10 protein-coding genes and 1 tRNA gene are annotated in these 12,119 nt (G+C 38.7%); 9 read left to right on the plus strand and 2 right to left on the minus strand.

The window, feature by feature from the left end; genetic code table 11:
• Positions 1 to 28: 28 nt before the first annotated feature.
• The 5 genes from gatC to rlmD are packed head-to-tail and all read left to right on the plus strand — an operon-like array spanning position 29 to position 5,669.
• The gene (gene gatC / locus AC6UDC_RS02750; protein WP_500693573.1) at positions 29 to 337 is read left to right on the plus strand and encodes an Asp-tRNA(Asn)/Glu-tRNA(Gln) amidotransferase subunit GatC; all 309 of its coding nucleotides are present in this window, start codon (positions 29 to 31) and stop codon (positions 335 to 337) included.
• Positions 338 to 339: 2 nt separating this feature from the next.
• Positions 340 to 1,794 carry an Asp-tRNA(Asn)/Glu-tRNA(Gln) amidotransferase subunit GatA gene (gatA, locus tag AC6UDC_RS02755; protein WP_500693574.1) on the plus strand — a complete coding sequence of 485 codons (1,455 nt, stop codon included), beginning with the start codon at positions 340 to 342 and terminating at the stop codon, positions 1,792 to 1,794.
• A 2-nt stretch (positions 1,795 to 1,796) separates the two neighbouring features.
• Positions 1,797 to 3,218, plus strand: coding sequence for an Asp-tRNA(Asn)/Glu-tRNA(Gln) amidotransferase subunit GatB (gatB, locus tag AC6UDC_RS02760; protein WP_500721161.1), 1,422 nt, complete (start codon positions 1,797 to 1,799; stop codon positions 3,216 to 3,218).
• Between the two features lie 12 nt (positions 3,219 to 3,230).
• Positions 3,231 to 4,250 carry a diacylglycerol kinase gene (locus AC6UDC_RS02765; RefSeq protein WP_500721163.1) on the plus strand — a complete coding sequence of 340 codons (1,020 nt, stop codon included), beginning with the start codon at positions 3,231 to 3,233 and terminating at the stop codon, positions 4,248 to 4,250.
• Positions 4,251 to 4,292: 42 nt separating this feature from the next.
• On the plus strand, positions 4,293 to 5,669 hold the full coding sequence (rlmD, locus tag AC6UDC_RS02770) for a 23S rRNA (uracil(1939)-C(5))-methyltransferase RlmD (protein ID WP_500721165.1): 1,377 nt from the start codon (positions 4,293 to 4,295) through the stop codon (positions 5,667 to 5,669).
• A 26-nt stretch (positions 5,670 to 5,695) separates the two neighbouring features.
• On the opposite strand, the gene AC6UDC_RS02775 is transcribed toward rlmD, so the two are convergent.
• Together AC6UDC_RS02775 and gntK are read right to left on the minus strand one after the other, a co-directional pair.
• On the minus strand, positions 5,696 to 7,036 hold the full coding sequence (locus AC6UDC_RS02775; protein WP_500721167.1) for an APC family permease: 1,341 nt from the start codon (positions 7,034 to 7,036) through the stop codon (positions 5,696 to 5,698).
• 107 nt (positions 7,037 to 7,143) lie between these two features.
• The gene (gene gntK / locus AC6UDC_RS02780) at positions 7,144 to 8,709 is read right to left on the minus strand and encodes a gluconokinase (protein WP_500696546.1); all 1,566 of its coding nucleotides are present in this window, start codon (positions 8,707 to 8,709) and stop codon (positions 7,144 to 7,146) included.
• Between the two features lie 205 nt (positions 8,710 to 8,914).
• On the opposite strand from gntK, the gene AC6UDC_RS02785 reads away from it, so the two are divergent.
• The 4 genes from AC6UDC_RS02785 to AC6UDC_RS02800 all read left to right on the plus strand — a co-directional run bounded on the left by AC6UDC_RS02785 (position 8,915) and on the right by AC6UDC_RS02800 (position 12,108).
• Positions 8,915 to 9,727, plus strand: a complete 813-nt coding sequence (locus AC6UDC_RS02785; protein ID WP_500707183.1) for a GH25 family lysozyme — start codon at positions 8,915 to 8,917, stop codon at positions 9,725 to 9,727.
• A complete protein-coding gene (locus AC6UDC_RS02790) occupies positions 9,720 to 10,715 on the plus strand; it encodes a Gfo/Idh/MocA family protein (protein WP_500721170.1) in 996 nt (331 codons plus the stop codon). The genes AC6UDC_RS02785 and AC6UDC_RS02790 overlap by 8 nt, the downstream gene beginning before the upstream one ends.
• 1 nt (position 10,716) lies before the next feature.
• Positions 10,717 to 11,985, plus strand: coding sequence for a DEAD/DEAH box helicase (locus AC6UDC_RS02795; RefSeq protein ID WP_500721172.1), 1,269 nt, complete (start codon positions 10,717 to 10,719; stop codon positions 11,983 to 11,985).
• 50 nt (positions 11,986 to 12,035) lie between these two features.
• Positions 12,036 to 12,108, plus strand: a tRNA-Arg gene (locus AC6UDC_RS02800).
• The last annotated feature ends 11 nt before the right edge of the window (positions 12,109 to 12,119 follow it).

Raw genomic sequence — 12,119 nt, forward strand, 5'->3', positions numbered from 1 at the left:
TTAGTGATTTAGTAAAAGAGGGGATAAAATGGCTGATAAGATTACGGAAGAACAAACCCAACATATTGCTGGGTTAGCTAAGCTTGAATTAAAAAAAGATGAATTACCTGAATTCACCCAACAATTAAATGATTTGTTGAAAATGTTGGATACACTTGAAAAAGTTGATACATCGGGTGTTGAGCCCACTTATACGGTAACGGATCGAATTGACGTTACTAGAAAAGACGTGGCAGAAGATTGGCACGAACAAGATGCCTTGTTAAAGAATGCTCCTGATATTCAAGATGACTTAATTAAAGTTCCAGTAATTATTGACGAAAGTGAGGATGAATAATAATGAACTATTTAGATAAGGATTTGCGTTCACTTCACCAGATGTTGGTAAATAAGGAAATTTCGGCCGTTGACTTAGTAAAAGAGACCATGGACAACATCAAAACTACTGACCAAAACATTGATGCTTTTAATAATCTAAATGATAAAGCGCTTGAAAATGCTAAAGCCATTGATGAACGTGGGATTGATCCTAATAATATTTTAGATGGGATTCCGTTGGCTTTGAAAGATAACATCGTTACTAAAGAATTACCAACTACCGCATCTTCAAAAATGCTAGAAAATTTCACCTCAATTTATGATGCAACGGTGGCCAAGAAACTTTCTAATGCTGGTACCATTAACGTTGGTAAAACCAACATGGATGAATTTGCAATGGGAAGTTCAACTGAAAATTCAGCCCTTAAAACCACTCACAATCCGTGGGATTATAGCAAAGTTCCTGGCGGTTCGTCCGGTGGTTCGGCTGCCGCAGTTGCTTCCGGTGAAGTTCCAGTTGCACTTGGATCAGATACCGGAGGTTCAATTAGACAACCAGCTTCATTCACGGGAATTGTTGGAATGAAGCCAACCTATGGGCGAGTATCACGTTTTGGACTTATTGCGATGGCTTCAAGTTTTGATCAAATTGGACCTCTTACTAGAAGTGTCTTTGACAATGCTCTGGTTTTAAACGCAATTTCAGGTCATGACGAACACGATTCAACTAGTTCAAAACAGGAAGTTCCTGATTTCACCGAACACATTAAAGATGGGGTCGAGGGGATGAGAATTGGCATTCCCAAGGAATACGTTAATAAGTTATCTCCTGATGTTTCAAAAGCAATCAAAAATGCCGCAGAAACGTTTAAAAAATTAGGTGCAAAGGTTGACTGGGTTTCGATGCCTAATTCTAAATATGGTGTTATTGCTTATAATGCGCTTCAAACCGCTGAAGCATCTTCTAACCTAGAAAGATTCGATGGAATTCGTTATGGATATCGAGCATCAGATGCTCAAACACTTGATGAATTGTACGTTAAATCACGATCAGAAGGGTTTGGGGATGAGGTTAAGCGACGGATTATGCTAGGTACCTTATCGCTTTCTTACGATAATGTTGATAAATATTACAAACAGGCTGCTAAAATTCGGACTTTAATCATCAATGATTTTAAAAAGGTTTTTGCTGACCATGATTTAATTTTGAGTCCAACATCTCGAGTTACTGCCTTTACAATTGGAGTAGAAGATCAAGATCCCATTGAAATGTATATGAATGATATTTTGACGATTCCAGCCAATATGGCTGGAGTTCCTGCTATGTCACAAATTGCTGGATCCAGTAATGGTTTGCCAATCGGAATGCAATTAATGGGGAAACCGTTTGATGAGAGTACCATTTATAAAGCAGGATACGCTTTTGAACAGAATACTGATTTTCACAAGCAAACACCAAAGATGGGAGGTAAATAGTCATGAATTTTGAAACGACCATTGGTCTAGAAGTCCACGTTGAGCTTAAAACTAATTCAAAAATTTACAGTCCATCTGCTGCACAGTTTGGGGACAAGCCCAATAGTAATACTAACGTGATTGACTGGGGTTATCCTGGAACGCTCCCAGTCGTTAACAAGCAGGTCGTTGCGGATGGTATCACCGCGGCTCTAGCTTTACATGCTCATATTGAAAAGCACCCTCATTTTGATCGTAAAAATTATTTCTACCCGGATAATCCGAAGGGGTATCAGATTACTCAAAACGAGAGACCCACTGCTAGAAACGGATGGATTGAAGTCGAGACCGAAAATGGTAAGAAAAAAATTGGAATCGAAGAGATGCATATTGAAGAAGACGCTGGTAAGAATACCCATGAACAAAAATATTCTTACGTTGACTTAAACCGTCAGGGGACTCCCCTTATTGAAATTGTCTCTAAGCCCGAGATGACAACTCCGCAACAAGCATATGATTATCTGGAAGGATTAAGACAACGGATTCAATTTACCGGAATTTCTGATGTCAAGATGGAAGAAGGGTCAATGCGGGTTGATGTTAATATCTCAGTTCGACCCATTGGTAGTAAAGAATTAGGTCAAAAGATTGAATTAAAGAACTTGAATTCATTTAATCATGTTAGAAAATCACTTGAGTACGAAGAACAACGTCAACAACAGGTGTTGATGTCCGGCGGTCAGATTAATTCTGAGAGTCGTCGTTTTGATGAATCTACTGGTAAAACTGAGTTAATGCGTGTCAAAGAGGGAAAAGATGATTATCGTTACTTCCCAGAACCAGATCTTCCAACTTTGAGTATTTCTGATGAATGGATTAATGAATTAAAAGAATCCATGCCCGAGATGCCTATCAAACGTCGTAATCGTTACGTTAATGAATTAGGGATCACGGATTATGATGCAATGGTTATCACTCAGACCAAAGAAATGTCTGATTTTTATGATAAAATGGTTAAATTAGGTGCTGATCCTAAATTAGCCGCTAACTACCTTCAAGATAACGTCAATGCGTACTTGAACGATAATCAAGCTAACTTGGAAGACACCAAAATCACGCCTGAAGCGATGGCTACCATGATTAAAATGATTATGGACAATACCATCTCAAGTAAAATGGCTAAAAAAGTATTTAAGGCAGTTACTAAGGGGCAAGATCCAAAGAAATTCGTTGAAGAAAAAGGACTTGTCCAATTATCTGATCCTAAAAAACTGCAACCAATTATTGATGGGGTCTTAAAAGATAATCAACAGTCAGTTGATGATTATCATAATGGTAAAGATCGAGCTGTTGGATATTTGGTTGGACAAATTATGAAACAAACTCATGGACAAGCTAATCCGCAAGTTGTAAACAAATTATTGAAAGGTTCTTTAGATAAATAGGGTGATGTAAGAATGGTCAAAAAAGCACGAGTAATTTACAATCCAACGTCTGGACGTGAAATGTTAAAACCGCAGTTGGTTAATATTTTGGATGTTTTGGAGAATGGTGGATATGAAGCCAGTGCTTTTGCGACCACTCCCAAACCACATTCAGCACGTGATGAAGCCGCCCGTGCATCTGAAGAGGGATTTGATCTCATCATTGCGGCAGGTGGAGATGGGACCATCAATGAAGTAATTAATGGCATTGCTCCACGTGATTATCGACCACAATTAGGAATCATTCCCGCTGGAACTACCAATGATTTTGCGCGTGCATTGCACATTCCTCGAGATGATTACGTTGAAGCTGCTAAAGTGATCACTAAGGGCAATGTTTCAAAGATGGACGTTGGTAAAGCATACAATGATGAAGTGACTAATTATTTCATTAATATTGCGGCTGGTGGGTTTATGACAGAATTAACTTACAATGTTCCTTCTGATTTAAAGACTATTTTTGGGTATCTTGCATACCTGGTAAAGGGAGCAGAAATGTTGCCAAATGTGAAGCCAGTTCCGATGTTATTAAAGTATGATGGTGGAGAATATCGTGGGAAGGCTTCAATGTTTTTTTTAGCCATGACTAATTCAGTGGGTGGTTTTGAACAAATTGTTCCAAACGCAACCATGGATGATGGTAAATTTACCATGATTATTGTTAAAACTGGTAATTTAGTTGAAATGTTGCAATTAATTGCTAAAGCGTTTAATGGCGGTCGGCACATTGATGATCCTAGGATTATATACAAAAAGACCAATACATTTGAGGCTTTTCCTGGGGATGAGAGTCGCTTACAGATTAATCTTGATGGCGAATACGGTGGTGATGCTCCGATGAAGTTTGTCGATCTAAAGCAGCGAATTAGTATTTATTCCAACCTTAAGACTGATGATATCAGTGAGTCGGCTAGTGTCGCTCCTCAGGTCAAAAATGTTGAAAAGAAGTTTGTCAGAAAAGTCGATGAACTTCCATCTGATAGTAAAAAATAAGTTTTGCCGTGTAACGGCAAAACTTTTTAGTAAGGAGAACAAATGAGCGCTAAAAAAGAAGCTCCAGTACAGAAAAACCAAGACCTCACGGTAAACGTGATTGATTTGACTTACCAGGGAATGGGGGTTGGTAAGGTTTCCGATTTTCCGATTTTCATTGAGGATGCTCTTCCAGGTGAGAAAGTCCAGATCAGGGTGATTAAAGTTAAAAAGAACTTCGCCTTTGGAAAATTAGAAAAGATTATCGAACCAAGTCCCAATCGAGTTCAAGCAATTGATCGACGGTATACGCAGTCTGGGATTGCTCCATTACAACACCTTGCATATCCAAAACAATTAGAGTTTAAACAACATCAGATTGAGGAATTGTTTAAGAAGGCTCATTTAAACGTTGCTGTTGCTCAAACAATTGGAATGGATAATCCATCAAAATACCGAAATAAGGCTCAGATTCCGGTTAGGAAGATGAATGGTCAATTGGAAACGGGTTTTTATCGGCGCCACAGTCATGATTTAATTCCAATTGAAGACTTTTACATTCAAGATCCTCACATCGATGAAGCTATTATTAAGGTTCGGGATGTTTTACGAGCTTATCATGTTAGTGCTTACAATGAGGCAACTCACAAGGGTTGTATCAGGAATATTATGGTCCGTTATGGAAAAGCAACCAGCGAGATGATGGTAGTTTTGGTTACTAATGGTAAAAACTTGCCACATAAAGATGAAATTATTAAATCCATTAATGATCAGTTGCCTGATTTAGATAGTTTAATTCAAAATGTTAATGATTCTCACGGGAATCGACTGATGGGGGACACGAACATCCTGTTATCAGGTAAAGCTTACATCAAGGATGAACTCTTAAACACCAAGTTTTTGATTTCACCAATGTCGTTTTACCAGGTTAATCCGGTTCAGACTGAAAAACTTTATTCTTTGGCCATCAATAAGGCACAATTATCGAAAAATGATGTGGTGGTTGATGCGTATTGCGGGATTGGGACAATTTCACTGGCAATGGCACCAAAAGTTAAGCATGTGTACGGAGTTGATGTGGTTGCTGAGGCAATTGAAGATGCTCGAAAGAACGCTAAATTAAATCATATTGATAATGTTAGCTTTGTGGTTGCAAAGGCTGAGGACCAGATGAAGAAGTGGGCAGAGCAGGACATTCGACCAGATGTCGTGGTAGTTGATCCGCCAAGAAAGGGCCTTGATCCAACCTTTATTGCTAGTGTCTTAGAGATGAAGCCAGAACGATTAGTATATGTTTCATGTAATCCTGCTACTCTTGTACGGGATTGTCAGGCTTTAATTGATGGTGGCTATGAAATTAAACAACCTGTTCAACCAGTGGATCAATTTCCGCAAACACCGCATGTTGAAAGTGTAACGGTGTTGGAAAAGAGTAAATAAAAAGAATCTAGCTCGCTAGATTCTTTTTATTTTTCAGTTGAAGTTTTGTTTTTCATCATTTTATGCCAGTAATAAACTGGAATTCCTATTAAAGTGGCTATGATACCAATGATAGCCAAAACGGTTTGGGTTAGGATCGTTGAAATTAAGATAAAGATTCCCCCGACTAGTGCGAGAATTGGGACAATTGGATACCAAGGTACTTTATATGGGCGAACCAACTCCGGTTCACGTTTTCTTAAAATGAATAAAGCAACGAACAAAAGGCAGTTAAATATCCACATCACGAAAACTAACATGTCAGTTAGCATATCAAAACTACCCATGAAAATCATAATGACAGCGATCATAAACATAAATAATCCCGAAATATAGGGAGTAGCAGTGTGTTTAGAAAGTTTTGCAAAGTATTTACTAAATGGTAATTGATCGTCTTTACCCATTGCATACGGAACTCTGATCCCGGTTAAGATGTAGCCATTCATAGCGCCATAAACGGAAATTAAGATGCCAATGGTCACTAGTTTTCCGCCAATGCCACCAAATAATTTCATGGCAACTTCATAGGCGGTGTTTTGGTTTCCTGCAATTTGGTCAAGTGGCATATTTTTTAAGAAAACCCAGTTTACCAAAACGTAGATGATCATAATAAAAGTTAAACCCAAAATAATGGCCTTAGGAAGGTCCTTTTGGGGATTTTTCATTTCGCCGGCGATGCTTCCGATGTTGATCCATCCATCGTAGGCAAACATTGTGGCCAGTAATCCGCCACCAAAAGCAGTTAATAGGTTAGTGGAGCCATGGTTCTGGATTGGAGGCCAAAAAGATACGTCAACGTGACCCGGGAGTAATAGTCCAGCAATTACAATGATAAAGATAGGAATTAATTTGACAATTAGTGTCAAAGATTGGACTCTTCCGGCTACTTTTGATCCTAAAAGGTTAATTAACGTAACACTTAATGCACAAATAATTGCAATGGTAATTGAGAGTGATGTTGATAAGTGAAACAAATTAATTAGTTGAGTGGAGAAAACAATTGAGAGAGCCGCTAAGTTGGCCGGAAAATACACAAGAATTTCGGCCCATCCCAGTAGGAATCCAGTTAGCGGTCCATAAGTATACTTTAAGTATTGAATGGTTCCTCCAGTTTTAGGAATGGCCGCAGCCAATTCTGAAACCGTTAGTCCACCACAAATTGTTAAAAGGCCACCAATGATCCATGCTAGGATGGTGAGAGTGACAGAATGAGTATTAGATACGACACTGGCAGTTTTGAAAAAGACTCCAGCACCGATCACGGTTCCCATGACAGTTGACAGAGCAGCACCGATTCCAATGTTTTTCTTTAAGTTGCTTTGAGGCATTTGATCCACTCCTTTTTGCGTAATGGTTAATTATAGCATGGGGCCAAATCGAAGTCAGTACATAAAATAAAAAAGCATCCAATTGGATGCTTTTTAGTGATATTGATTTAGTCTTCGTCTTTTGGACCGGTTTTCCAATCATTTTCATGTTCACGTTGGTAATTAGCAATGTTCTTGTATTCTGGTTGAAGATGACGACTTAGACGAATGTAAATTGGGATCAATTCACGATAAGCTTGGTAATTCTTTGGATTTGGTTTATGAGTATTGGTAACCCCAACAAACTTGCTGACGTCGTAAAGGCTGTCAATCATGCCTAAACTGTACATTCCAAGAGTAGCAGCTCCAAGAGCCGTACCTTCGAAGCTTTCTGGAATGTTGACGTCTTGTTCAAAGATGTCGGCTAACATTTGGCGCCAAAGTTCTGAACGAGCAAAACCACCAGTTGCTTGAATACTCTTTGGTTCGCCAACAACTTCTTCAAGGGCTAACATAACGGTGTAGAGGTTATACACGATTCCTTCAAGAGCAGATCGAATCATGTGGGCACGAGTGTGTTTTCTGGTCAAACCGAAGTATGTTCCACGAGCGTCGGCATCCCAGATTGGAGCTCTTTCACCACCCAAGAACGGCAAGAAGATTAACCCTTCGGATCCTGCTGGAATCTTAGAAGCAATCTCAGTTAGAAGATCGTAAGCATCAATGTTCATCTGTTCGGCAGTGACTTTTTCTGGCAAGCAGAGTTGGTCACGAACCCAACGGAAGACAATTCCACCGTTATTAACGGGTCCACCGACAACCCACATATTCTTAGCTAGGTAGTAACAGAATACACGGCCCTTAGGATCAATCGTTGGCTTGTCGTTAACGACACGAACGGCACCAGAAGTTCCAATTGTGACAGCTACTACACCAGGTTTAATGGCGTCTACCCCTAAGTTAGCCAGAGGACCGTCAGAAGCACCAATGATAAATGGTGTATCTTTATCAATTCCAATTTTATTGGCGTATTCTTCGTTTAAGCCCTTTAATTGATAAGTGGTGTCTACTAATTCAGGCAGTTGATCACGCTTGATGCCAGCAACTTTTAAGGCTTCATCGTCCCAGTCCATGTCAAAAATATTGAATAGGCCAGTTGCATTAGCGATCGAATAGTCTTCTTTTAGAACCCCAAATAATTTATAGTTGATGTATTCTTTAACACCAACAAAATAACGGGCTTTTTTAAACAATTCAGGCTTTTCATTTCTGAGCCACATGGCCTTTACAAGTGGTGTCATTGGATGAGTTGGAACACCAGTCTTTTTGTAAAGTTCCATTCCAATGCCGTTTTCTTTTAATTTATCTGCGTATTCAACGGCACGATTATCTGCCCAAGTGATTGCGCGGGTGAGTGGCTTGTGGTTCTCATCCAAGAGGATCAAACTGTGCATTGCACACGAATATGAAACTCCCTTGATGGTGTCTTTTTTAGGGTCTACTTTTTTAAGAACATTTTGTAGACCTTGAATCATCGCTGAGAAAATCTCCTCTGGATCTTCTTCTGCCATGTCGGCAGTGTCTTGATACAAAGTATATCCATCGTTTGAATAACCTTTAACTTCACCTTTGTCATCGTATAAAACGGTTTTGACACTTGTAGTTCCGATGTCGACCCCAATTACGTTTTCCATTATAATCTTTCCCTTCCATGCTAGTTGATGCACTCTATGACAGATTTCATGCCAACTTTATTAAGTGATCGAGTAAAAAAATTATACTACTTATAACGCTTTCATTATATTGAAATCAACGTTTGAATTCAAGCGAATATCAATAAATAGTGATAATATTGATTTATAATTATACTAATTATAAGAAATGATTGAGGAGGTCCAAATGACTGAGATTAACCGGTCCAACCTTCGAAAAAAAGTAAGAAAAGAAAAATTAACTAGGTGGGCATTAATTGGACTGGTTAGTGTACTGCTACTAGTTATCGTTATTTCCATTTGGATGTACTTTGCTCATAAAAATCGTGATCGCGAATTACTTTTGAAAAAGTATCCAGTTCAGGGTGTGACGGTAAATCAAGACGATGGGTACATCGATTTTACGGCACTTAAACAGAAAGGCCAAAAGTTCGTGTACATTCGTTCTACTCAAGGAGCAAGCTTTGCTGACGATAATTTTGACAATAATTACAATCGCAGTCAGGGATCTGGTTTAAAGATTGGGGTTTATCATACCTATGGATTTAAGAGTAGTATTGAAGACCAAGAGAGTAATTTTATAACTCAAGTCAAAGATAATACCGGGACGCTTCCAATCGTCATTCAAGTTCAATATTACTATCCGTATGATGAAAACAACGTGAATTTAAAGCAACAAAAGAAACGGATTAATGAATTTGTTCAGTTTTTGTACCAGAGATACGATCGACCTGTTATTATTAATACTAACGAGAAGATGTACCGAGAATTTAGATCAATTCCACACGCCGCTTTTTGGTTAAATAATGAAAGCGATGCAAAGAAACCGCACGTGCGCTTTATCAACATGAATTCTTCCGATCATTTAAACATTGATGGGCAGAAGGGAAGCTTTGATTCCGTAGCTTTTAATGGGAACCAGAAGCAGTGGAATCAGTATCTAGGTCAGGTAAATATTGTGAATAATGAAGAAGTACAATGGGAGAATTACAATGATTAAATTAGGAATAATTGGAACTAACTGGATCACACAAAAGTTTGTTGATGCTGCTGTTAGTACTGGCAAGTATAAGTTGAACGCTGTTTATTCAAGAAAATTAGATACGGCGCGGAAATTTGCTCAGCCAAATGATTGTGACAACATTTTTGATGATTTACAGGTTTTCTTTGAATCTGACAAATTCGACACCGTTTATATTGCTTCACCAAATGCCATTCACTATCAACAAGTCATTGAAGCACTTAAGCATGACAAGAATGTCATTGTTGAAAAGCCTGCTTTTATTGGACCATATCAATTCCAGTCTGCCATCGACACGTTAAAGCAACATCCCAAAGCTCGCTTAATGGAAGCAGCACGGAACATTCACATGCCCGCTTTTAAAGCGGTTCAAGATCAAATTGATGATATTAAAATTGATGGGGCAGAATTTACTTTTAGCAAATATTCTTCTCGCTACGATAAGGTTCTTAAGGGTGAAGTTCCGAATGTCTTTAACCTTCAATTTGGTGGCGGAGCTCTGGAAGACTTAGGAGTTTATCCTGTGTATGATGCCGTTGCTCTATTTGGATTACCAAGAACACAGATGTACTATCCTAAATTCATTGAAACCGGAGCTGATGGTGGTGGAGTCGCTGTTTTAAACTATGGTACTTTTGATGTTACTTTAAACTTTAGTAAGGTGATTACTTCGTATCAACAATCAGAGATCTACTGTGGAAAGCAAACGATCTTAATTGATAATGCTGGTGAGTTTACGGCAGCTAAATTAATGAATGAGGGTAAAGAAAGTGAGATTTCTCCTCTTTATACCGACAATCCGATGATTCCAGAAGCAAATGATTTTGCTGAAGTCATAAATCATCCAGGGAATCCTGTTTACGAAAATCGATACGTTGGAGGACTGAATTTAATGCAGAAAGTTAATGCTTTAATGGGACGTCTTGCTGATAGTGCTGGAATTCATTATTTACAAATAGGAGAATAGTGTGCTCGAACAATTTGTTAAGCGTTTTGAAAAATTAGGATATGAAAAACAGACCCCAATCCAAAAAGCAGTCTATGCACCGATGATTGAGGGTGAAAATGACATTGTCGCACTATCACCAACTGGTTCTGGCAAGACCGTGGCGTTTACAATGCCGATTTTGGCTAATTCGATGCCAGGGGTTGGCACACAGGTCATTGTGATCGAACCTACTCAAGAACTTGCGATGCAAGTGGCAGGTGTGATTAGAGATTGGGCGGTTCCTTTTAAAGTGAAAATTTTGCCATTGATTGGTGGAGCAAACGTTAAACGGCAACAAGAACAGTTAAAAAAACATCCAGAGATTGTTGTGGGAACTCCCGGAAGAATTCTTAGCTTGATTAATGAACGAAAATTAAAGGTTAATGACGTTGAAACAGTGGTCATTGACGAAGCTGATGATTTGCTCAACGATACTTCTTTAGATCAGGTTAAAAATATTATTGCTGCAGTTCCAAGAGATGCTCAAGCTGCCTACTTTTCTGCTACAGACACTGATGTTTTGTATCATCTAAAGGAAAAAATGGGTAAAAGTGCCGACATAATTGACGTTAGGGATATTGATCAAACCAGGGGTAAGGTAACCCATGGCCTCTTTCAAATCTCACGAGCCAAGCGAAATGAAATGTTAAACCGGTTATCTAAAATGCAAGGTTTTAAAGCATTAGTATTTTTTAATCAGACTGATACGCTTAATCGGGCTTTTAATTTCTTCAAACACGAGGGAAATGGCAAGGTACAAAAATTAGCCGCAGGTGAAAGTAAACAGAGCCGCAAAAAGGCGCTGGATGATTTTCGTTTGGGAAGAATTAAATTATTATTAACGACTGACGTGGCTGCAAGGGGACTTGACATTGCAAAATTACCAGCTGTGATTAATTATGATTTGCCAAATGAATCGAATACCTACATTCATCGTGTTGGTCGAACGGGCCGAATGGGTGAGCCAGGGTTAGTAATTAATTTTGGAGATGACCATGATCTTCGCGATTTAAAGCACGTTTTAGATAATAGTGAATATGAATTAAAACCAATTTATTATTTCAATGGGGAGATCGTTGATCACATTGATGATTCACAGTTAGAACATCAAAAAGAAATCAAACAACAGGCACTGACTAAAAAAAGACAGGTGCACGAAGCTATCCAGGCTAAACCAAAAAAGAATAAACACCGAAAACGAAAACAAAAAGATAAGGGTAAACCAAGTAGTCATAAAAATCACCATTAGTTTGGTTCTTTACTAAATTTTTTATTCGTGAGAGAATAGAAAATGTTTTTGGCCCCATAGCACAACTGGATAGGGCAACCGCCTCCTAAGCGGTCGATCTCAGTTCGAGTCTGAGTGGGGTCATCTATAAGCGT

The sequence above is a fragment of the Fructilactobacillus sp. X7R7C1 genome (genome assembly GCF_059901065.1).